The organism is Streptomyces sp. NPDC008313 (genome assembly GCF_042956125.1).
In the GTDB taxonomy this organism is placed as follows: domain Bacteria; phylum Actinomycetota; class Actinomycetes; order Streptomycetales; family Streptomycetaceae; genus Streptomyces.
In genome coordinates this window covers 286,737-308,257 of the sequence record NZ_JBIBFR010000002.1, presented here as the reverse complement: position 1 = coordinate 308,257, position 21,521 = coordinate 286,737, and the positions used below count along the sequence as shown (strand labels likewise).

Here is a 21,521-nt window from a genome sequence, read left to right as displayed (position 1 = left end):
CGCGCGGGATGCGGACAGCCGCCCCGCCGGTCGCCTATGTTGGCCGTGACGAAACTGTGGACGATGCCCGGGGGCGCTGAGGCCCCTCGCGGGCATCATGTGGAGGAGGCGCTGTGAGCAGCGACCCGTGGGGCCGCGTCGACGAGACGGGGACCGTGTACGTGCGAACGGCCGACGGCGAGCAGGTCGTCGGTTCCTGGCAGGCAGGCTCCCCCGACGAGGCGCTGGCCTACTTCGAGCGCAAGTACGAGGGCCTGGTTGTCGAGATCGGCCTCCTCGAGCGACGTGTGAAGACCACCGACCTGTCGGCAAAGGACGCCCAGATCGCGATCGGTCACCTGCGCGAGCAGGTCGACGCGCACCACGCGGTCGGCGACCTCGACGCGCTGCGCGCGCGGCTGGACCGGCTGGTCGAGACCGTCGACGCACGCCGTGAGGAGCGCAAGGTCCAGCGGGCGAAGCAGTCCGACGAGGCCCGGCACGCCAAGGAGGCGCTGGTCACCGAGGCCGAGGAGCTGGCGCAGAGCGATCAGTGGCGGTCGGCCGGTGAGCGGCTGCGGGCGCTGGTGGACACCTGGAAGGGGCTGCCGCGCCTCGACCGGAAGTCGGACGACGAGCTGTGGCACCGCTTCTCGCACGCGCGCTCGGCGTTCTCCAAGCGCCGCAAGGCGCACTTCGCGTCGCTGGACGCGCAGCGCGAGGAGGCCCGCAAGGTCAAGGAGCACCTGGTCGCGGAGGCCGAGGCGCTGTCGGGCTCGACCGACTGGGGTCCGACGGCGGCGCGCTACCGCGAGCTGATGGCGGACTGGAAGGCGGCCGGCCGTGCCCAGCGCGAGCACGAGGACGACCTGTGGAACCGCTTCCGCGGCGCCCAGGACGTGTTCTTCGCCGCGCGCGGATCGGTCTTCGCCGAGCGGGACGCGGAGCAGGCCGAGAACCTGAAGCTCAAGGAGGAGCTGGCCGAGGAGGCCGAGAAGCTCGTCCCGGTGCGGGAGCTGAAGGCGGCCCGGGCGGCGTTCCGTTCGATCAACGAGCGCTGGGAGGCCGTCGGTCACGTGCCGAGGGACGCCCGCCCGAAGATCGAGGCCCGGATGCACGCGGTGGAGCGCGCCCTGCAGGAGTCCGAGGAGGCCGAGTGGCGCCGGACGAACCCGGAGGCACGCGCGCGTGCCGAGGGTCTCACCGGTCAGCTCCAGGCCGCGGTGGACAAGCTCCAAGGTCAGATCGAGACCGCCCGCTCCGCGGGCAACGCGGCCAGGGCCGACAAGCTCCAGAAGGAACTGGACGGCCGTCAGGCGCTGCTGGACCAGGCGCTGAAGGGTCTGCACGAGTTCGGCGGCTGACCGTCGCCCAGCGGTATGCGCAGGGGCTCCCCGTACGGTGCGTACGGGGAGCCCCTGCGCGTGGTGTGCGGCCGTGGGGCGTCAGGCCTCCGAGGGCCTGCGCGCCGAGGTCACCCGGTACACGTCGTAGACGCCCTCCACTCCCCTGACGGCCTTCAGGACGTGCCCCAGGTGCTTGGGGTCGCCCATCTCGAAGGTGAAGCGGGAGGTGGCCACGCGGTCCCGGGAGGTCTGGACGGCCGCCGAGAGGATGTTGACGTGCTGGTCCGACAGGACGCGGGTGACGTCCGACAGGAGCCGGGAGCGGTCCAGCGCCTCGACCTGGATGGCGACCAGGAACACCGAGGACTGGGTGGGCGCCCACTCGACCTCGAGGATGCGCTCCGGCTCCCGCGAGAGCGAGTCGACGTTGACGCAGTCGCTGCGGTGCACGGAGACGCCGCTGCCCCGGGTGACGAAGCCGATGATCGGGTCTCCGGGCACCGGTGTGCAGCAGCGGGCCAGCTTGACCCACACGTCGTCGACGCCCTTGACGACCACACCGGGGTCGTTGTTGCTGCGGCGCTTGCGGCCGCGGCCCCGGGTGTGCGGGACGCTCTCGTCGATCTCCTCGGTGGCCGCCTCCTCGCCGCCGAGTGCCTGCACCAGCTTCTGCACGACGCTCTGCGCGGTGACGTGGCCCTCGCCGATCGCCGCGTACAGCGACGAGATGTCGGGGTAGCGCATCTCGTGGGCGAGGGTGACCAGCGAGTCCCCGGTGAGGATGCGCTGGATCGGCAGGTTCTGCTTGCGCATGGCGCGCGCGATGGCGTCCTTGCCCTGCTCGATCGCCTCGTCGCGGCGCTCCTTGGAGAACCAGGCGCGGATCTTGTTGCGGGCCCTGGGTGACTTGACGAAGCCGAGCCAGTCGCGGGAGGGACCCGCGCCGGCCGCCTTGGAGGTGAAGACCTCCACCAGGTCGCCGTTGTCCAGGGTCGACTCGAGGGGGACGAGGCGGCCGTTGACGCGGGCGCCGATGGTGCGGTGGCCGACCTCGGTGTGGACGGCGTAGGAGAAGTCGACCGGGGTGGCGCCCGCCGGGAGCGCTATGACGTCGCCCTTCGGCGTGAAGACGAAGACCTCGTTGCGGGAGAGGTCGAAGCGCAGGGACTCCAGGAACTCGCCCGGGTCCTCCGTCTCCTTCTGCCAGTCGAGGAGCTGCCGCAGCCACGCCATGTCGTTGAGGTGGTCGTCCTTGCCGGTGCTGCGAGGCGCGTCGGAGCGCACCTTGGAGGCTCCGGCGACGGCCTCCTGCTTGTACTTCCAGTGCGCGGCGATGCCGTACTCGGCGCGGCGGTGCATGTCGAACGTTCGGATCTGGAGTTCGACGGGCTTGCCGTTGGGTCCGATGACCGTCGTGTGCAGCGACTGGTACATGTTGAACTTGGGCATCGCGATGTAGTCCTTGAACCGGCCGGGGACCGGGTTCCAGCGCGCGTGCACCGTGCCGAGGGCGGCGTAGCAGTCCCGGACGGTGTCGACGAGGACGCGGATGCCCACCAGGTCGTAGATCTCCGCGAAGTCGCGGCCGCGGACGATCATCTTCTGGTAGACGCTGTAGTAGTGCTTCGGGCGCCCGGTGACGGTCGCCTTGATCCGGGCGGCGCGCAGGTCGGACTGGACCTCGTCGGTCACTATGGCCAGGTACTCGTCCCGCTTGGGGGCGCGCTCGGCGACCAGGCGGACGATCTCGTCGTACATCTTGGGGTAGAGGATCGCGAAGGCGAGGTCCTCCAGCTCCCACTTGATGGTGTTCATGCCCAGGCGGTGGGCGAGCGGCGCGTAGATCTCCAGGGTCTCGCGCGCCTTCTTCTCCTGCTTCTCGCGCTTGAGGTAGCGCATGGTGCGCATGTTGTGCAGGCGGTCGGCGAGCTTGATGACCAGGACGCGCGGGTCCTTGGCCATGGCGACGACCATCTTGCGGACGGTCTCGGCCTGCGCGGCCTCGCCGAACTTGACTTTGTCGAGCTTGGTGACGCCGTCGACGAGCAGTGCGACCTGGTCGCCGAAGTCCCGCCTGAGGGTGTCGAGGCCGTACTCGGTGTCCTCCACGGTGTCGTGGAGGAGGCCGGCCATGAGGGTGGCGGGGTCCATGCCCAGTTCGGCGAGGATCGTGGTCACCGCGAGCGGGTGCGTGATGTACGGGTCGCCGCTCTTGCGCTTCTGGCCTCGGTGCCAGCGCTCCGCCACCTGGTAGGCCTTCTCGACCTGCCGGAGCGTGGATGTCTCGATCTTGGGGTCGTTGCCGCGCACGATCCGCAGCAGGGGCTCCAGGACCGGGTTGTACGGGTTGGAGCGCTGCACGCCGAGTCGGGCGAGGCGGGCCCGTACGCGGTTGGAGGAGCCGCCGGTGCGCGCTCCCTGGCTCGCCGTCGGGCGGAGCGCGGGTGTGTGCGCGGCGGGCTCGGCGGGCGCCGGGCGTGGCTGCTCGGACCCCTTCGCGCCGGGCGCGGGCCGCGGGCGCTGACCCGGGCCGCTCGCGCCGCCGTCCGCCGTGCCGCTGCTCGCGGCGGGCGCGGCGTTCCCCGCGGGCTCGGCGGGCGCGGAAGCGGGACCGGCCTGGGAGCGGCCGGCCTGGGCGGCCTGTGCGGCTGGGGTCGCCCCCAGGCGGTCCGCACTGTGGGGCAGGGGCTGGGCCTCGTCTGGCAAGAGGGCTCCTCGTGCACGATCCGGGTCCCCCGGTCAGGTCCCGGACGCCCCATGGTATCGACCCGGGGCGCCGGGCTCCTCCTCGGCCGGTGGGACGCCTTTGTCCCGGGAAACACAAGAGGCGGGCTCCGGATTCCTCCGGGCCCGCCTCCGCGGTGTCCTACGGGTGCTCAGACCGTGAGCAGCGCCTCCAGCGGGGCGCCCGACAGGGCCGGCTCCAGGCGGGCCCGGCCGCCGAGGAAGCCGAGCTCCATCAGCACGGCGACGCCCGCGACTTCGGCGCCCGCCCTGCGGATGAGCTGGAGCGAGGCCTCGGCGGTGCCGCCGGTGGCGAGGACGTCGTCGACGACCATGACGCGGTCGCCCGCGACCAGGTCCTCGGCGTGCACCTCGATCTCGGCGGAGCCGTACTCCAGGTCGTACGCCTGGCGCAGGGTCGCCCCGGGGAGCTTTCCGGCCTTGCGTACGGGGATGAAGCCGAGCCCGGCGCGGACGGCGACCGGGGCGCCCAGGATGAACCCGCGTGCCTCCAGGCCGACGACCTTCGTGGCGCCGCTGCGGACGCACAGTCCGGCGAGGGCGTCGGTCAGCGCCGTGAACGCCGCCGGGTCCGCCAGCAGCGGGGTGATGTCCTTGAACCTCACCCCCGGCTCCGGGTAGTCCTCGACGTCCCGGATGCGGCTGAGCAGCAGCGCCGAGATGTCGGTGATCCCGGTCATCGGCGCTTGCCCGAGGGCCGGCCGCGTCCCCGGTTGCGGGACGCGGGCTGGTTGCGCGGGCCGACGACGGCGGGGGCGGCGTCCTCGGGGCCGTCCTCGTCGTCGTAGTCCGGGACGGTCACCGGGGCCTCGGCCGACTCGCCCTTGGCCGCGGCCGCCGCCCGCTTGGCGAGCACCCGCTTCTTCAGGGCCTTCATCTGCGGCTCGCGCTCCTTGAGGTCGGCGACGAGCGGCGTGGCGATGAAGATCGAGGAGTACGCGCCGGCCGCGAGGCCGACGAACAGCGACAGCGAGATGTCGTTGAGCATGCCCGCGCCCAGCACACCGCCGCCGATGAACAGCAGGCCGCCGACCGGCAGGAGCGCGACGACCGTGGTGTTGATGGAGCGGACCAGGGTGCCGTTGATCGAGCGGTCGGCGATCTCGCTGTAGGTCCAGCGGGTCTGCTTGGTGATGTCCTTCGTCTGCTCCTTGAGGCTGTCGAAGACGACGACCGTGTCGTAGAGCGAGTAACCGAGGATGGTCAGCAGACCGATCACGGTGCCCGGGGTGACCTCGAAGCCCACCAGGGCGTAGATGCCGACCGTGATGGTGATGTCGTGGATCAGGGCGACGAGGGCCGCTACGGCCATGCGCCACTCGAAGGCGATCGCCAGGTAGATCACGACCAGGACCATGAAGATCGCCAGGCCCTGCCAGGCCTTGTTGGCGATCTGGTCACCCCAGCTGGGGCCGACCAGGTCCGCGTTGATCTTCTCCGAGTCGACCTTCAGATCCTTGGAGAGCTGCTCCTTGATCTTGTCGGACTTGTCGGTGTCGATCCCGGCGACCTGGATGCGCAGACCGCCGTTGCCGAGCTTCTGGACGATCGCGTCGTGCGCGGAGGCGTCCTCCGCGTACGTCTCGGCCTGGCTGACGGACGTGCTGGTCTTCGGGGTGGTGAAGACGGCGCCGCCCTCGAACTCGATGCCCATGTTCAGGCCTCGCACCGTCAGGCCGAGGATGGCCGTGATGGTGATCAGGATCGAGATGCCGTACCAGATCTTGCGCTTGCCGACGAAGTCGTAACCGATCTCGCCGCGGTGGAGCCGGGCGCCGAGGGTGCCGAGTTTCGACATCTCACGCCTCCTTCGGGTCGACGGGGGCGGAGGGACGGCGGGTACGGCGCAGCGGGGGCTTGGCACCCAGTCGCTTCGGGTCGAGGCCGGACCAGCGGTGACCGTTCGCGAAGAACTTCCTGCGCGCGAGGAGGGTCATCAGCGGCTTGGTGAAGAGGAACACCACGACCACGTCGAGCAGGGTGGTCAGACCGAGCGTGAACGCGAAGCCCTGGACCTTGCCGACGGTGACGACGAAGAGCACCGCGGCCGCCAGGAACGACACGAAGTCGGAGACCAGGATGGTGCGCCGGGCACGCGGCCAGGCCCGCTCGACGGCGGGGCGCAGCGTGCGTCCCTCGCGGATCTCGTCCCGGATCCGTTCGAAGAACACGATGAACGAGTCCGCTGTGATACCGATCGCCACGATCGCGCCGCAGACGGCCGGCAGGTTCAGCGCGAAGCCGATGCCGGGGCCGAGCAGCGACATGATCACGTAGGTGAGCACGGCCGAGACCAGCAGCGAGGCGATCGCGATGAGCGAGAGGCCCCGGTAGTAGACCACCAGGTAGATGACGACCAGGGCGAGGCCGATCGCGCCGGCGATCAGACCGGCGTGCAGCTGCTCGCCGCCGAGCGCGGCGGTCACGGTGGTGACGCTCGCCTCCTTGAAGGACAGCGGCAGGGCGCCGTACTTCAGCATGTTCGCCAGGTCCTGGGCCTCGGTCTGGTCGAAGCTGCCGGAGATCTCCGCGGTGCCGCCGGTCAGTGCCTCGCGGACGAACGGGTCGGAGACGACCTCACCGTCGAGGACGATGGCGAACTGGTTCTGCGGCGACTGGTTCTTCGCGAGCTTGCCGGTGATGTCGGCGAACTTCTTGGAGCCACCGGACGTGAAGTCCATGGTGACCTTCCAGCCCGCGGCGGTCTGGGTGTCGTAGACGGCCTGGGCCTTCTTGATGTCCGTGCCCGCGACCTCGGCCGGGCCGAGGATGTACTTCTGCCACTGCTTGTCGGAGTTCTGCCCGCAGGCCACGGTGGGCTCGCTGGGCTTGACCCCGTCACCGGCGGTGGCCCGGTCGCTCTCCTTGGCGCAGTTCAGAGCGGCGTACTGGGCCTGGAGCTTGCCCGCGGCGTCGTCGGCGCTGCTGCTCGCGGACGGGGAGGCGCTGGGGGAAGCCTTGGCGCTCGAGGACGCCTTGGCGCTCGACGAGGGGGTGTCGTCGGCCTTCAGGGCGTCGGTGACCGCGCGGCCCTGGGAGGTGGGGGTCGCGGACGGCGTCGCGGAGCTCGAGGACGGCGCCCCGGCCTTGTCGTCCGACTTGTCCGTCGCCTTGTCGGTGGCCTTGTCGCTGGCCTTGTCCGTCGCCTCCTTGGAGGCGCTGGGCGCGGGGCTCTTGGTCGCGGCGGCTCCGGAGACCTCGGTGGTCAGCACCGGCCGGAAGTAGAGCTTGGCGGTGGTACCGACCTGCTCACGGGCCTGCTTGGAGTTCGTGCCCTTGGGGATGTTGACGATGATGTTGCGATCGCCCTGGGTCTGGACCTCCGCCTCCGACACGCCGAGACCGTTGACACGGCGGTTCATGATGTCGACCGCGGTGTCCATGTTGGTCTTGTTGATCGCGTTGGGCTGGCCGGGCTCGTTCTTCGCCTCCAGCGTGATGCTGGTGCCGCCGGCGAGGTCGATGCCGAGACGCGGAGTGGTCTGCCCGGAGAGAAACATCCCCCCGGTGAGCGCCACGATGGCGATCAGGATGAGGGCCAGCGAGCGCCCCGGCCTGCTCTGGGCGCTCGCGCTCCGGCCCTTCTTCGGTGCTGCCACCTTCTCGTACTCCCTCTCGGGCCGACCGGCGCCGGGTGAGCGCGCGGGCGGCCATGACATGGTGTCGGGACTCCGTGCGGGAACCGCACGTCCCCCGGGACGCGGCGCACGAGCGGATCGCGCCGCGGCCGTGGGACGTGACTACTTCGCGTCGGACTCGCCGTCGGTCTTCTTCGGCTCTGCTGCGTCGACCGTGCCGGCCTCGGCCTTCTCGTCGGCCGGGTCCTTCTTACCGAGGTCGAGGGGCTTGTCGGCGGAGGCGTCGGAAGCGTCGTCGGCGGGCTCGTCGGTCTCGGTGAGGGAGGAGGCGTCGTCCGGGACGACCAGGCCGTCGTCGTTCAGCTCGGGGTCGATGCCGTGCACGATGCGGTTGTACTCGTCGTCGGTGAGGACGGCGCCGATCGAGTTCTTCGCGAAGACCAGGTGGACACCGGGGGCCGCGTCGAGAAGGACCGTCTCGTCGTTGACCTCCTTCACCGTCGCGTACATGCCCCCGATCGTGCGGACGCCGGTGCCGGGCTGCATGTCGTTGCGCATCTGCGCGGCCGCCTGCTGCTTGCGCTTGGCCGAGCGGGTCATCAGGAACATGGCCCCGATGAGCACGATGAAGGGGAGAAGGGTCACGATATTCACGGGACGGAGTTTCCTTCGCACGACCGCTCGGGTGGGCGGCCTGGTGGATGGGGGTGGGCTGCGCCGTCCTGCAAGGGCGGCATCGGCGGAGTCTAAGCGAGTCCGCACTCATGGAACAACGCTCAGCATGGCACCGGGGTTCCTCGGCCCGCCACGAGCACGCCGTCACGCCCCGAACAGGTCCCCTTGTCCGGTTGTCCCCGTTGACCCCGACGGCGGAGTGAGGCCCAGGTGCGCCCATGCGGCCGGGGTCGCCACCCGGCCCCGTGGCGTACGGGCGAGCAGCCCCTCACGGACCAGGAAGGGCTCGGCGACCTCCTCGACGGTCTCGCGCTCCTCCCCCACCGCCACGGCGAGGGTCGACAGGCCGACGGGACCTCCGCCGAAGAGCTTCAGCAGGGCCTCCAGGACGCCCCGGTCGAGGCGGTCGAGGCCACGCGCGTCGACCTCGTAGACCGCGAGGGCCGCGCCGGCGATGTCCCGGGTGATGACGCCGTCGGCCTTGACCTGCGCGTAGTCCCGGACGCGGCGCAGCAGGCGGTTGGCGATACGGGGCGTGCCGCGGGAGCGGCCGGCGATCTCGGCGGCGCCGTCGGCGCCGATCTCGACGTCGAGCAGGTGTGCGGAGCGGTGGATGACGCGCTGCAGCTCGGCCGGCTCGTAGAACTCCATGTGGGCGGTGAAGCCGAACCGGTCGCGCAGTGGCGGCGGCAGCAGCCCGGCCCGGGTGGTGGCGCCGACGAGGGTGAACGGGGGCAGTTCGAGGGGGATGGCGGTGGCTCCGGGCCCCTTGCCGACGATGACGTCGACGCGGAAGTCCTCCATCGCCATGTAGAGCATCTCCTCGGCGGGCCGCGACATGCGGTGGATCTCGTCGAGGAAGAGGACCTCGCCCTCCTGGAGCGAGGAGAGGATCGCCGCGAGGTCGCCGGCGTGCTGGATGGCGGGGCCGCTGGTGATGCGGATGGGTGCGCCCATCTCGGCCGCGATGATCATCGAGAGGGTGGTCTTGCCGAGGCCGGGGGCGCCGGAGAGGAGCACGTGGTCGGCGGTGGCGCCGCGGGCGCGGGCGGCGCGCAGGACGAGGTCGAGCTGCTCGCGGACCTTCTCCTGGCCGATGAACTCGCCCAGGTCCTTGGGGCGCAGCGCCGCCTCGACCGCCTGGTCCTCGCGGTCGGCGACCGAACCCACCAGCCGCTCGGCGGCGCTCTCGTCGGCCGTGTCGTCCCAGTTCATGCGTGCCTCGCGGTCGTGTGGTCGGGTGGTGGAGCGGGTCAGCGGGCCCGGTTCAGGGTCTGCAGGGCCGCCTTGAGCAGCGCGCCCACCTGGGGCGCCCCCTCGGACGCCTCGGCCTGCGGGGCGACGGCGGAGACGGCCTCGTCGGCCTCGCGGGTCGCGTACCCGAGGCCGATGAGGGCGGCGTGCAGCTGGTCGCGCCAGCCCGCGGTGACGGCCGTGCCGATCGCGGGGCCGCCGGTGCCGAGGGGCTCGCCGAGCCGGTCCTTCAGTTCGAGCAGGAGCTTCTGGGCGCCCTTCTTGCCGATGCCGGGGACGGCGGTCAGCGCCTTCTCGTCGCCGGTGGAGACGGCCCGGCGCAGCGCGTCGGGCGTGTGCACGGCGAGCATCGCCTGCGCGAGCCGGGGTCCGACGCCGCTCGCGGTCTGCAGCAGCTCGAACGTCCCCCGCTCGTCGTCGTCGGCGAAGCCGTACAGGGTGAGCGAGTCCTCGCGGACGACGAGGGAGGTGGCGAGCCGGGCGGGCTGTCCCACGCGGAGCGCGGACAGCGTGTTCGGCGCGCACTGGACGGCGATGCCGATGCCGCCCACCTCGACCACGGCGGCGTCCGGGGCGAGCGCGGCGACCGGGCCGCTGACGAAGGCGATCATGCGGTACGGCCTTTCGATGCGTGCAGGGCGACGGCCTGCTGGAGTCTGTTCTGCGCGGGCGCGCGCCAGATGTGGCAGATGGCCAGGGCCAGGGCGTCGGCGGCGTCGGCCGGCTTGGGCGGCGCGTCGAGCCGGAGCAGCCGGGTGACCATCGCCCCGACCTGGGCCTTGTCGGCCCGACCGCTGCCGGTGACGGCGGCCTTGACCTCGCTGGGGGTGTGCAGGACGACGGGGATGCCGCGCCGGGCGGCGCACAGTGTGGCGACCGCGCTGGCCTGGGCGGTGCCCATCACCGTGCGGACGTTGTGCTGGCTGAAGACGCGCTCCACGGCGACGACCTCGGGCTCGTACTCGTCGAGCCACCGCTCTATCCCCTGTTCGACGGCGACGAGGCGCGGGCCGAGCTCGGCGTCGGCGGGGGTCCGCACGACTCCGACGCCGCGCAGCGTCAGGGGCCGGCCGGCGACGCCCTCGACGACACCGACACCGCACCGGGTCAGTCCGGGGTCCACACCCAGTACCCGCATCCCCAGCCCCCTCCTTCGATCACCGGTTCGTGCAGGCTATCGGCTCGCACCGACAACACACGGACGGGCCGGCGGGAACGTGTCCCGCCGGCCCCTGGGCGCGGTGCCGGTGTGAGCCTGTCGGCGAGGAGCGCCTCAGGCGTCCACCTTCGCCATGACCTCGTCGCTCACGTCGAAGTTGGCGAAGACGTTCTGCACGTCGTCGCTGTCCTCCACGGCGTCGATCAGCTTGAAGATCTTCCGGGCGCCTTCCTCGTCCAGCTCGACCTGCATGGTCGGGACGAAGTTGGCGTCGGCCGAGTCGTAGTCGATCCCGGCGTCCTGGAGGGCCGTGCGGACCGCGACCAGGTCGGTGGCCTCGCTGATCACCTCGAAGGACTCGCCGAGGTCGTTGACCTCCTCGGCGCCCGCGTCCAGGACGGCGCCCAGGACGTCGTCCTCGGTCAGCTCGCCCTTGGGGACGATGACGACACCCTTGCGGTTGAACAGGTACGACACGGAGCCCGGGTCGGCCATGGAGCCGCCGTTGCGGGTCATCGCGACGCGGACGTCCGAGGCGGCGCGGTTGCGGTTGTCGGTGAGGCACTCGATGAGCACCGCGACGCCGTTCGGCCCGTAACCCTCGTACATGATCGTCTCGTAGTCGGCGCCGCCGGCCTCGAGACCGCCGCCACGCTTGATCGCGGAGTCGATGTTCTTGTTGGGAACCGACTGCTTCTTCGCCTTCTGCACGGCGTCGTAGAGCGTCGGATTCCCCTCGACGTCGACGCCGCCCATCCGCGCCGCGACCTCGATGTTCTTGATCAGCTTCGCGAAGAGCTTGCCGCGCTTGGCGTCGATCACGGCCTTCTTGTGCTTCGTCGTGGCCCATTTAGAGTGGCCGGACATCTGCCTGTCTCCTTCGCGTAAACCATCTCGATACGAACCCCAGAGATCCTACAAGGATCCCGGTCCCCGGTTGGCGCGCACCATCTCGACGAAGAGGCCGTGCACCCGGTGGTCGCCGGTGAGTTCCGGGTGGAACGAGGTGGCGAGCGCGGTGCCCTGGCGTACGGCGACGATGTGGCCGTCGTGCTCGGCGAGCACCTCGGCCCGGGCGCCCACGGACTCCACCCAGGGGGCGCGGATGAAGACGGCGTGCACGGGGTCGCCGTCGACACCCCGCACGTCGAGCGCCGCCTCGAAGGACTCGTTCTGACGTCCGAAGGCGTTGCGGCGCACGATCATGTCGATGCCTCCGACGGTCTCCTGGCCCGAGCGCGGGTCGAGGATCTTGTCGGCGAGCATGATCATGCCGGCGCAGGTGCCGTAGACGGGCATGCCGTCCCGCACGCGCGCGCGAAGGGGTTCCATCAGGCCGAACAGGACGGCCAGCTTGGAGATGGTGGTGGACTCGCCGCCCGGTATGACCAGGCCGTCCACCTCGGTGAGCTCTTCGGGGCGCCGCACCGGCCTGGCCACGGCGTCCGCCGCGGCCAGGGCGATGAGGTGCTCCCGTACGTCGCCCTGGAGAGCCAGGACGCCGATCACGGGGGCGTCGGTCATGTGACTACCAGCCGCGGTTGGCGTAGCGCTCGGCCTCGGGGAGGGTGTCGCAGTTGATGCCGACCATGGCCTCGCCCAGGTTGCGGGACGCGTCCGCGATGATCTTCGGGTCGTCGTAGAAGGTGGTGGCCTTCACGATGGCGGCGGCGCGCTTGGCCGGGTCGCCGGACTTGAAGATGCCGGAGCCGACGAACACGCCCTCGGCGCCGAGCTGGCGCATCAGCGCGGCGTCGGCCGGGGTGGCGACACCGCCGGCGGAGAACAGCACCACGGGGAGCTTGCCGAGCTCGGCGACCTCCTTGACGATCTCGTACGGGGCGCGCAGCTCCTTGGCGGCCGCGTACAGCTCGTTGTTGTCGAAGCCGCGCAGCCTGGCGATCTCGTTCTTGATCTGGCGCAGGTGGCGGACGGCCTCGACGACGTTGCCGGTGCCGGCCTCGCCCTTGGAGCGGATCATGGCCGCGCCCTCGGCGATGCGGCGCAGGGCCTCGCCCAGGTTGGTGGCACCGCACACGAACGGCGTGGTGAAGGCCCACTTGTCGGAGTGGTTGACCTCGTCGGCCGGGGTGAGGACCTCGGACTCGTCGATGTAGTCGACGCCGAGGGACTGCAGGACCTGGGCCTCGACGAAGTGGCCGATGCGGGACTTGGCCATGACCGGGATCGAGACGGCGTCGATGATGCCCTCGATCATGTCCGGGTCGGACATACGGGCCACGCCGCCGTCCTTGCGGATGTCGGCCGGGACCCGCTCGAGGGCCATGACGGCGACGGCGCCGGCGTCCTCGGCGATCTTCGCCTGCTCGGGCGTGACGACGTCCATGATCACGCCGCCCTTGAGCTGCTCGGCCATGCCGCGCTTCACGCGCGCTGTGCCGGTCGCGGGGCTGTCGTCGGGCCGGACGGTCTGGGGAAGCGTGCTGGACACGGGTTGACCTCGCTCGGTGAAAGAGGGTTTCTGCAGCACTGAGGGAACCTCGCGAGACCAGTCCACAGCAAGGGCCAATGGGGAGGCGGTGGCTCATTTTGGCGGTGGGCCGGTCGACCCGGGGACCGTGGAAACCGCTGGGGCTACGCGGTGAGACGGTCCGCGAGGGCCGACGGAGGTTCGTCGTCCATCTCGAAGGCCAGCGGGAACGGGGCGTGCCCGGCGAGGCGGAACCAGCGGACCTTGCGGTGCCGGCGCAGCGCGCGGGCGGCGCGTACGGCGTCGTTGTGGAACCGGCGGGCCATCGGGACCCTGCGCACCGCCTGGGCCAGCTCGTTCGCGGCCTCCTCACCGCCGGGGGCCGCCCGTACCGCGTCGACCTGCGGCACCTCTCCGAAGACCGCCCGCAGCGCCTGGCTGAGCTCGCTCTCGGCGACCTCGCGGTGCTCCTCCTCGGCCTGGCGGGCCGCGTGGGCCGCCTCGTAGAGCACGATCGAGGCGGCGGGGTCGAGGACGCCGGAGGTGGCCAGTTCCTGGGCGACCGAGGCGCGGCGCAGCAACTGGGCGTCCAGGGCGGCGCGGGCGGCGTCGATCCGGGCGTGCAGCCGGTCCAGGCGGCCGGCCGTCCAGCTCAGATAGAGGCCGATGACGACGAGGCCGACGAGGATCCAGATCAGGGTTGCGGTCACGGGTGGCAAGGCTACCGGTGGGCGCCCCCGGGGGTGGGGGCGCGCTCTCCTTCACGGCTTCTCGGCGGGGGCCGGAAGCCGCGCCGGTCGGGGGCCGGTCGGTGTCGGCCCGCGCGGGGGGCCGTGTCCGCCCCCCGTGCAGGTGCGACGGGAGCGACCGCCTTGTTGTCTCGCCCCCTCCGCCCCTTCCCGTTCCCGTTCCGTATCGGCCTGCCGGCCTCGTCCTCAAACGCCGGACGGGCTGAAAGACCCCTCGCGGGGGTTCAGTCGCGGGCGAGGCCGAAGCGGGCCATCAGGCCGGTGCGTTCGTCGGCGGCCACCGCTGCCGCGCCGTCCGTCACCGTCTCGTAGACGGAGAGGATGTCCGCGCCGACCGTGGACCAGTCGAAGCGGCGGACGTGCGCGCTGCCGCGCTCCCGGAGCTCCGCCCGGCGGTCCGGGTCGCCGAGGAGCCGCACCGCCGAGGCGGCCAGCGCGTCCGCGTCCTCGTTGGCGAACAGTTCGCCCGCCGCGCCCTGGTCCAGGACCTGCGCGAACGCGTCGAGGTCGGAGGCGAGGACCGGCGCGCCCGCCGACAGCGCCTCGACCAGGATGATGCCGAAGCTCTCGCCGCCGGTGTTGGGCGCGACGTACACGTCGACGCTGCGCAGGAACCGGGCCTTGTCCTCGTCGCTGATCATGCCCAGGAACTCGACGCGGGAGCGCATCTTCGCCGGCAGCGCCGACACGGCCTCCTCCTCGTCGCCGCGGCCGGCGACCAGGAGCCGGGTGTCCGGGCGTTCGGCGAGGATCTTCGGCAGCGCCTTCATCAGCACGGGCAGACCCTTGCGGGGCTCGTCGATCCGGCCCATGAAGCCCAGGGTGCCGCCCTGCCACTCCGCCTTGGGCTCGGCCCGTGCGAAGAAGTCGACGTCCACGCCGTTCGGGATGACGACCGCGTCGCCGCCCAGGTGCTCGACGAGCGTGCGCCGCGCGTACTCGCTCACCGCGATCCGGGCGCTGATCTTCTCCAGCGCGGGCTGCAGGATCGGGTACGCGGCGATCATCGCGCGGGACCGCGGGTTGGAGGTGTGGAACGTGGCCACGATCGGGCCCTGCGCCGCCCAGCAGGCCAGCAGGCCCAGCGACGGCGAGGTCGGCTCGTGGATGTGGATGACGTCGAACATGCCCTCGTGGAGCCAGCGTCTGACGCGTGCCGCGCTCAGGAAGCCGAAGTTCAGCCGGGCGACCGAGCCGTTGTACGGCACCGGGACCGCACGGCCCGCCGACACCACGTACGGGGGCAGCGGTGTGTCGTCGTCGGCGGGGGCGAGCACGGACACCTCGTGCCCGAGGCGGACGAGGTGCTCGGCGAGATCGCGGATGTGGAACTGGACGCCGCCGGGGACGTCCCACGAGTAGGGGCATACGATGCCGATCCTCACGAGGCCCCCTCGGCGGTGTCGCTCGTGGCGCCCTCGCGGGCCTCGTCACGGGGCACGCGCGCGGAGTCGTCGCGCGGGGTGGCCGCCGGGGCGGTGCCCGACGGCTCACCGGACGGGTCCGGCCCGGAGCGGGGCGCCGAGACGGCGGGTCCCTCCCCCGGCGTCAGCGCGTCCGGTGCCGGCGACGCGCCCGGCGGCGCCCCGGCCGGGTCGAGATCGGAGAGCCACAGTCGCTGCAGCATGTGCCAGTCCTCCGGATGTGCGGCGATCCCCTCGGCGAAGGCGTCGGCCAGCGCCTGTGTCATGACAGACGTCTTCTCCGCCCGGTCACCTGACTCGGGGACGGGGACCGGCGGATGGACACGCCCGCGCATCACGGCGGACTCGTCGTACCAGAGCGTCACCGGGAGGAGCAGGGCCCCGGTCTGCTGGGCGAGCAGCGCCGGTCCCGCGGGCATCCGGGCGGTCTCCCCGAAGAACGTGACCTCGATGCCGGACGCGGACAGATCCCGGTCGGCGACCAGGCAGACCAGTCCGCCGTCCCGCAGCCGCCGGGCCAGCGTGCCGAACGCGGAGCCGCCGCTGTGCGGCAGGACCTCCATGCCCAGGCCCTCGCGGTAGGCGACGAAGCGGTCGTACAGCGACTCGGGGTTCAGCCGCTCCGCGACCGTGGTGAACGGCGTCCTCAGCTCGGTGGTGACCCAGGCGCCCGCGAGGTCCCAGTTGCCCAGGTGGGGCAGCGCGAGGACGACCCCGCGGCCGGAGGCGAGCCCTTCGGTGAGGTGGTGCACGTCCTGGGGGTCGAACCCCGTGCGCACCCGCTCCTCGCTCCACGAGGGAAGCCGGAAGGACTCCATCCAGTAGCGCAGATACGACCGCATGCCCGCCCGGGACAGCTCGGCGAGCCGCTGGGGGCTCGCGTCGGGCACCACGCGCGCGTAGTTGGCCTCCAGCCGCCGGACGCCCTTGCCGCGCCGCTTCCAGGCGATGTCGGCGATCGTCCGCCCGAGCCGCACGGCGACCGGCTCGGGGAGCTTCCTGACCGTGCTCCAGCCCAGCGCGTACGCCCCGTCCGCGAGACGTCCCCGCAGACCGCTCACGGCGTGGCCCCGCTGCCCCGGGAGGCCGCGGCGTCCGCCTCGGCGGACTCCCTGCGCACCGTCACCACCCGCTGGATCAAGGTCACCAGGCTGCCGGCGGCGACGATCCACAGCGCGATGGGGAGCAGCACCTGGATGCCCGGCACACCGAACTTGTGGAGCCCCGCGAAGCCGGCCGCGACCAGCGAGACCACCAGGCGCTCGGCGCGCTCGACCAGGCCGTTGACGGCGACGGGCAGGCCGATCGCCTCGCCGCGGGCCTTGGTGTACGACACCACCTGGCCGCTGGCCAGGCAGAAGATGGAGACCGCGCACAGCGCGTTGTCGTCGCCGCCGCCCGCGTACCAGAGCGCGAGGCCGCCGAAGATCGCGCCGTCGGCGACCCGGTCGAGCGTCGAGTCCAGGAAGGCGCCCCAGCGGCTCGAACGGCCGAGCTGGCGTGCCATGTTGCCGTCCACGAGGTCCGAGAACACGAACAGCGTGATCACGACCGTGCCCCAGAAGAACTCACCCCTGGGGTAGAAGACCAGCGCACCCGCCATCACTCCGGCCGTGCCGAGGAGCGTCACGGTGTCGGGGCTCACCCCCCGGCGGATGAGAAACGCGGCGAACGGTGTGAGGACACGCGTGAAGAATGCACGCGCGTACTTGTTCAGCATGGCCTTCCCGAGGGTCGGTGTCGCCGGACGGCCCCTGCTGGCCCCCGGCTGGCCCATCGTAGCCACGCGCGAGTACGGGCGACGGCCGGGCACCCACACCCGGCGTCACGGCTCGGCGACGGAACCCGTCGCGGCGGCCCCGGCCCGCGCGATCCCGTCCGTCGTATGGACGCGCCGTGACGGGAGTGGAAAGCTCGAAGGCACCGCGGGCGTCGCAGCCGCCGCCACCGCACGCGGCTCACGCGTGTCCGCGCCCACAGAGACCTCACCGTGTACGGGAGGCAAGGCCATGGGCGACAAGGCGAACGCACACCCCGGAGCCGCCGGCAGGGCCACGGCGGCCGACCACCCCGCGTCCGTACGGAATGTGGTGCTGGTCGGCCACAGCGGATCGGGCAAGACGACTTTGGTGGAGGCTCTCGCGCTGACCGCGGGAGCGGTGAACCGGGCGGGCCGCGTGGAGGAGGGCGGCACCCTCTCCGACCACGACGAGATCGAGCACCGTCAGCAGCGCTCCGTACAGCTCTCCCTGGTGCCCGTCGACTGGGACGGCTACAAGATCAATCTGCTGGACACCCCCGGATACGCCGACTTCGTCGGGGAACTGCGGGCCGGTCTGCGCGCCGCGGACGCGGCCCTCTTCGTCGTCTCCGCCTCCGACGGCGTGGACGGCTCGACCCGCGTGGTGTGGGAGGAGTGCGCGGCCGTCGGCATGCCACGCGCCATCGTGATCACCCACCTGGAGGCCGCGCGGGCCGACTTCGAGCAGATGACCAGGGACTGCGCCGAGGCCTTCGGCGCCGACGACCCCGACGCCGTACTGCCGCTGTACCTCCCGCTGCGCGGCGCGCCCGGGCCGGACGGGCACGCGCCGGTGACGGGGCTGGTCGGCCTGCTGTCCCAGCGCGTCTTCGACTACGCCTCGGGCGGACGTGAGGAGGCCGAGCCCGGGCCGGACCGGCTCCCGGTCGTCGAGCAGGCCCGGAACCGGCTGATCGAGGGGATCATCGCCGAGAGCGAGGACGAGACCCTCATGGACCGCTATCTCGGGGGCAAGGAGATCGACTACAGGACACTCGTCCAGGACCTGGAACGAGCCGTGGCCCGCGGGGCCTTCTTCCCCGTCCTGGCCGCCGCGCCCGCCGCCCCCGGCGCCCGCCAGGGCCTCGGCACGGTCGAACTCCTCGAGCTGATCACCGGCGGCTTCCCCACCCCGCTGGAGCGCGAGGCCCCCGCCGTCACCACGCCGGACGGCACCGCCCGCCGCATGCGGGCCTGCGACCCCGGCGGTCCGCTGGTCGCCGAGGTCGTGAAGACGGCCGGCGACCCCTACGTGGGCCGTCTCTCGCTCGTCCGGGTCTTCTCCGGCACCCTGCGCGCCGACGACACCGTGCACGTCTCCGGTCACGGGCTGGCCGACCACGGCCACGAGGGCCGCGCCCTCCACGAGGCCGACGAACGTGTCGGCGCCCTCTCCACGCCCTTCGGCAAGCAGCAGCGGGCGCTGACCCACTGCATCGCCGGCGACCTGGCCTGCGTGGCCCGGCTGAGCCACGCGGAGACCGGCGACACCCTCTCCGCCAAGGACGACCCGCTGCTCATGGAGCCCTGGGACATGCCCGACCCGCTGCTGCCGCTCGCCATCCAGGCGCACAGCAAGGCCGACGAGGACAAGCTCTCCCAGGGGCTCGGACGGCTCGTCGCCGAGGATCCGACCATGCGCCTCGAACAGAACCAGGACACCCACCAGGTCGTCCTGTGGTGCCTCGGCGAGGCCCACGCCGACGTCGCCCTGGAACGGCTGCGCAGCCGCTACGGCGTCCAGGTGGACGTCGTACCGCACCTGGTCTCCCTGCGCGAGACGTTCGTGAAGCGGTCCACGGGGCGCGGCCGCCACGTCAAGCAGTCCGGCGGCCACGGCCAGTACGCGATCTGCGAGATCGAGGTCGAACCGCTGCCCGGCGGTTCCGGCATCGAGTTCGTCGACAAGGTCGTCGGCGGCGCCGTGCCCCGGCAGTTCATCCCCTCCGTCGAGAAGGGCGTGCGCGCCCAGGCCGCGAAGGGCGTCGCCGCCGGCCATCCGCTCACCGACATCCGCGTCACCCTCGTCGACGGCAAGGCGCACTCCGTGGACTCCTCCGACGCCGCGTTCCAGACCGCCGGGGCGCTGGCGCTGCGCGAGGCCGCCGCCGACGCCGGGATCCACTTCCTCGAACCCGTCGCCGAGGTGAGCGTCCTCGTCGGGGACGCGTACGTGGGCCCGGTCATGAGTGACCTGTCCGGGAGGCGCGGACGGGTCGTCGGCACCGAGCAGGCGGGCGGCGCGCGCACTCTCGTACGGGCCGAGGTCCCGGAACTCGAGATCGGCCGGTACGCCGTCGACCTGCGGTCCCTCTCCCACGGCACGGCGCGCTTCGACCGGCGGTACGTACGGCACGAGGCGATGCCCGCGCAGGTCGCGGAGCGGATGCGGGCAGCGGCGTAGGGCCGGTGTGCCGGAGGCGGCCCGCGGCTGCCGATACCCTGAGGGATGGTCAGGACCTGTGGTCCGGGCAGGATCAACAGGTGTGCGGGGCAGGGAAGTCGGGAAAAGCCGCAGCAGTGGACGGCGGCGATGGGGGCGGCAGTGGCGGACGACGGATTCGATTTCAGCCCGGGGGCGCAGGTGCCCCTCTCGGGCACCGCGGGGCAGACGGCGGCGACCTTCGCGCTCGCCTCCGCGGCGTACCGCGACAGTGACGTCACGGAGATCCTCAAGGCCGACAACGAATGGCACAAGTCCACCGTCAAGGCGGGGAAACTCTCGCTGTTCACACCCAACCTGGGCGAGGCCTTCTCGCGCGCCGTCCAGGACCGGATGCTCGGCGCCGGCCGCGCCCCGCTCATCCAGTCCTTCGGCACCGAACCCCAGGCCGTCGTCGAGCACTGCCTGGCCGCCAGCCGCATCCGCCGCGAGCGCGACAACTGGCTCTCGGCGGTGATGGTGCTGTGCGGAGTGATCTTCCTGCCCGGCCTCTTCGTGTGGCTGCTGGTCTTCCAGACCCGCCGCGCCGTCTCCAAGACGGTGGACAAGCGGGCCTCGGCCCTCGGCACCGCGCTGCTCGTCGCCGTGGGCGCGCTCGCCGTGCTCTTCCTCGTCAAGACGCCCTTCGCCGGATTCTGGGGCTGGTACACGCGCGCCGCGATCGTGCTTCCCGTCGTCGGCTGGCTCTGGGCCAAGCAGATCTGCGAACGCACGGCGAAGGACCTGCGCGAGAGGTGGGACAGCCTGCTCGCCGGTGGCGGCATCGGGGCGAAGATCCCGGAGGCCGTGCCCGGCAGCCCCGGGGAGACCTCCGCCGAACGGCTCCGCCAGAGCCTCGCCCGGCTGTCCGCCGAGCAGCAGTCCAACTCGGTCTTCTACGCCGGTCCCAAGGGCATACTCGGCATGGGAACCCGCTGGGGCAGCTGGCAGCTCGCCGAGGACCTGATCCCCCGGGACGCGGACAAGGAGATCCATCCGTTCCGCAGCTGGGACGTCATCCGCTCCATCCACGACCAGCTGCGGATGCTGGAGCGCGGCCCGCTCAACACCGGCGGCTTCCCCAAGCCCTCGATCAAGCACTGGGTCGTCACACCCATCGGCGAGAACGCCACCGCGGTGGCCCGTCCCGGCGGCACGGACGTGGAGGCCTACCAGGTCAAGACGCACGCCATACAGGACATCTGCAACAAGCAGCAGTTCGGCAGCGGCGACCGGCACTACCTCGGGGTGCAGTGGACGCTGTGGGACGGGCAGTTGGTCATCACCATGCTGATCACGGTGACCGTGCTGTACGAGACGCTGCGCATCGAGGTCACCGGGCATGCGCTGGGGCCCGTCAACCCGCTCTTCACCACGAAGCCCGCGGCCAAGGAGAAGGTCGTCTCCAAGTCGGTGAAATTCTGGGAGACCCGCAAGGTGAAGCTGCCGCTGGTCGACGCGGACGAGGTCGTCCGCCTCACCGCGCGCGCGCCGCTGAGCTGGTACCCGCCGCTGCTCAACTGGCTCGGGGGATCACTGGCGCTGCCCGAGCCGTTCGGGCTCCGGCACGCGTGGGCGGACCAGCCGTGGCGGCACCGGTTCATGGCGGACGACGCGCTGCGGGCCGCGACGCCGGTGCTGCGGGTGGTGCACTCCGCGGCGATCAAGGTCCTCGAGGAGAACGGCGTGGACACCGACAAGTTCGGGTCGCGGTCGGCGTTCCTGAGCACGTCGGTGCAGGATGTCTCGCCTCGGAAGGCGGACGTCTACGACGCGTAGGCCTTGCCGGCCGGGGAGCGGGGGGCGCGGGGCCGGGGGGCTCGGTGCGGCTTGGGGCGGGTGCGGCTCGGTTGCGGTGCGGGTGGTGCGGGTGCGGTTACGGGTGCGTCGGGGTCGCGCCGGAGCATCCGTCCTCGGTCCGGCGCGGAATCGGGTGCTTGTCAGTGGACGGTGTTGAC

The 21,521-nt window shown here is 71.8% G+C and carries 18 protein-coding genes; 3 read left to right on the top strand and 15 right to left on the bottom strand.

Features of this window, described 5'->3' with window-relative positions:
* The first annotated feature begins 113 nt into the window (after positions 1-113).
* Positions 114-1,343 (top strand): DUF349 domain-containing protein, encoded by a 1,230-nt coding sequence (locus ACFY93_RS04210; protein ID WP_391353401.1) that lies wholly within the window; start codon positions 114-116, stop codon positions 1,341-1,343.
* A gap of 81 nt (positions 1,344-1,424) precedes the next feature.
* On the opposite strand, the gene ACFY93_RS04205 is transcribed toward ACFY93_RS04210, so the two are convergent.
* The 15 genes from ACFY93_RS04205 to pgsA form a co-directional block, all read right to left on the bottom strand.
* Positions 1,425-4,031, bottom strand: a complete 2,607-nt coding sequence (locus ACFY93_RS04205) for a RelA/SpoT family protein (protein ID WP_391353399.1) — start codon at positions 4,029-4,031, stop codon at positions 1,425-1,427.
* Between the two features lie 170 nt (positions 4,032-4,201).
* Positions 4,202-4,750 (bottom strand): adenine phosphoribosyltransferase, encoded by a 549-nt coding sequence (locus ACFY93_RS04200; protein WP_391353397.1) that lies wholly within the window; start codon positions 4,748-4,750, stop codon positions 4,202-4,204.
* The gene (gene secF / locus ACFY93_RS04195) at positions 4,747-5,868 is read right to left on the bottom strand and encodes a protein translocase subunit SecF (RefSeq protein WP_391353396.1); all 1,122 of its coding nucleotides are present in this window, start codon (positions 5,866-5,868) and stop codon (positions 4,747-4,749) included. Before secF ends, ACFY93_RS04200 begins: the two co-directional genes overlap by 4 nt.
* 1 nt (position 5,869) lies before the next feature.
* Positions 5,870-7,669, bottom strand: coding sequence for a protein translocase subunit SecD (secD, locus tag ACFY93_RS04190; protein ID WP_391353394.1), 1,800 nt, complete (start codon positions 7,667-7,669; stop codon positions 5,870-5,872).
* Positions 7,670-7,810: 141 nt separating this feature from the next.
* Entirely contained in the window at positions 7,811-8,302 is a 492-nt protein-coding gene (gene yajC, locus ACFY93_RS04185) for a preprotein translocase subunit YajC (protein ID WP_391353392.1), read from the bottom strand.
* Positions 8,303-8,467: 165 nt separating this feature from the next.
* Complete coding sequence (ruvB, locus tag ACFY93_RS04180; RefSeq protein WP_391353390.1) at positions 8,468-9,538, bottom strand: Holliday junction branch migration DNA helicase RuvB; 1,071 nt, start codon at positions 9,536-9,538, stop codon at positions 8,468-8,470.
* 38 nt (positions 9,539-9,576) lie between these two features.
* Positions 9,577-10,188 (bottom strand): Holliday junction branch migration protein RuvA, encoded by a 612-nt coding sequence (gene ruvA, locus ACFY93_RS04175; RefSeq protein WP_391353388.1) that lies wholly within the window; start codon positions 10,186-10,188, stop codon positions 9,577-9,579.
* The gene (ruvC, locus tag ACFY93_RS04170; RefSeq protein ID WP_391353385.1) at positions 10,185-10,715 is read right to left on the bottom strand and encodes a crossover junction endodeoxyribonuclease RuvC; all 531 of its coding nucleotides are present in this window, start codon (positions 10,713-10,715) and stop codon (positions 10,185-10,187) included. Before ruvC ends, ruvA begins: the two co-directional genes overlap by 4 nt.
* Before the next feature lie 135 nt (positions 10,716-10,850).
* Complete coding sequence (locus ACFY93_RS04165) at positions 10,851-11,603, bottom strand: YebC/PmpR family DNA-binding transcriptional regulator (protein WP_391353383.1); 753 nt, start codon at positions 11,601-11,603, stop codon at positions 10,851-10,853.
* Positions 11,604-11,651: 48 nt separating this feature from the next.
* On the bottom strand, positions 11,652-12,260 hold the full coding sequence (pdxT, locus tag ACFY93_RS04160; protein WP_391353380.1) for a pyridoxal 5'-phosphate synthase glutaminase subunit PdxT: 609 nt from the start codon (positions 12,258-12,260) through the stop codon (positions 11,652-11,654).
* A gap of 4 nt (positions 12,261-12,264) precedes the next feature.
* The gene (gene pdxS, locus ACFY93_RS04155; protein ID WP_391353378.1) at positions 12,265-13,188 is read right to left on the bottom strand and encodes a pyridoxal 5'-phosphate synthase lyase subunit PdxS; all 924 of its coding nucleotides are present in this window, start codon (positions 13,186-13,188) and stop codon (positions 12,265-12,267) included.
* Positions 13,189-13,331: 143 nt separating this feature from the next.
* A complete protein-coding gene (locus tag ACFY93_RS04150) occupies positions 13,332-13,877 on the bottom strand; it encodes a hypothetical protein (protein ID WP_391353376.1) in 546 nt (181 codons plus the stop codon).
* A gap of 263 nt (positions 13,878-14,140) precedes the next feature.
* Positions 14,141-15,301, bottom strand: a complete 1,161-nt coding sequence (locus ACFY93_RS04145; protein WP_391353374.1) for a glycosyltransferase — start codon at positions 15,299-15,301, stop codon at positions 14,141-14,143.
* On the bottom strand, positions 15,298-16,401 hold the full coding sequence (locus ACFY93_RS04140) for a phosphatidylinositol mannoside acyltransferase (RefSeq protein WP_391353373.1): 1,104 nt from the start codon (positions 16,399-16,401) through the stop codon (positions 15,298-15,300). The genes ACFY93_RS04145 and ACFY93_RS04140 overlap by 4 nt, the downstream gene beginning before the upstream one ends.
* Positions 16,398-17,117, bottom strand: coding sequence for a phosphatidylinositol phosphate synthase (gene pgsA / locus ACFY93_RS04135; protein WP_391353597.1), 720 nt, complete (start codon positions 17,115-17,117; stop codon positions 16,398-16,400). The genes ACFY93_RS04140 and pgsA overlap by 4 nt, the downstream gene beginning before the upstream one ends.
* A gap of 232 nt (positions 17,118-17,349) precedes the next feature.
* Between pgsA and ACFY93_RS04130 the strand changes: the two genes are divergently transcribed.
* On the top strand, positions 17,350-19,545 hold the full coding sequence (locus ACFY93_RS04130; RefSeq protein WP_391353371.1) for an elongation factor G-like protein EF-G2: 2,196 nt from the start codon (positions 17,350-17,352) through the stop codon (positions 19,543-19,545).
* 129 nt (positions 19,546-19,674) lie between these two features.
* Entirely contained in the window at positions 19,675-21,342 is a 1,668-nt protein-coding gene (locus tag ACFY93_RS04125; protein WP_391353370.1) for a hypothetical protein, read from the top strand.
* Positions 21,343-21,521 lie beyond the last annotated feature (179 nt).

Excerpts from the sequence above, each read along its gene's own strand:
- ruvC (WP_391353385.1), bottom strand. The coding sequence starts at position 10,715 with ATGCGGGTACTGGGTGTGGACCCCGGACTGACCCGGTGCGGTGTCGGT.
- ACFY93_RS04200 (WP_391353397.1), bottom strand. The coding sequence starts at position 4,750 with ATGACCGGGATCACCGACATCTCGGCGCTGCTGCTCAGCCGCATCCGG.
- ACFY93_RS04130 (WP_391353371.1), top strand. The coding sequence starts at position 17,350 with ATGGGCGACAAGGCGAACGCACACCCCGGAGCCGCCGGCAGGGCCACG.
- pdxT (WP_391353380.1), bottom strand. The coding sequence starts at position 12,260 with ATGACCGACGCCCCCGTGATCGGCGTCCTGGCTCTCCAGGGCGACGTA.
- ruvB (WP_391353390.1), bottom strand. The coding sequence starts at position 9,538 with ATGAACTGGGACGACACGGCCGACGAGAGCGCCGCCGAGCGGCTGGTG.
- ruvA (WP_391353388.1), bottom strand. The coding sequence starts at position 10,188 with ATGATCGCCTTCGTCAGCGGCCCGGTCGCCGCGCTCGCCCCGGACGCC.
- secF (WP_391353396.1), bottom strand. The coding sequence starts at position 5,868 with ATGTCGAAACTCGGCACCCTCGGCGCCCGGCTCCACCGCGGCGAGATC.
- ACFY93_RS04125 (WP_391353370.1), top strand. The coding sequence starts at position 19,675 with ATGGGGGCGGCAGTGGCGGACGACGGATTCGATTTCAGCCCGGGGGCG.
- pgsA (WP_391353597.1), bottom strand. The coding sequence starts at position 17,117 with ATGGGCCAGCCGGGGGCCAGCAGGGGCCGTCCGGCGACACCGACCCTC.
- ACFY93_RS04165 (WP_391353383.1), bottom strand. The coding sequence starts at position 11,603 with ATGTCCGGCCACTCTAAATGGGCCACGACGAAGCACAAGAAGGCCGTG.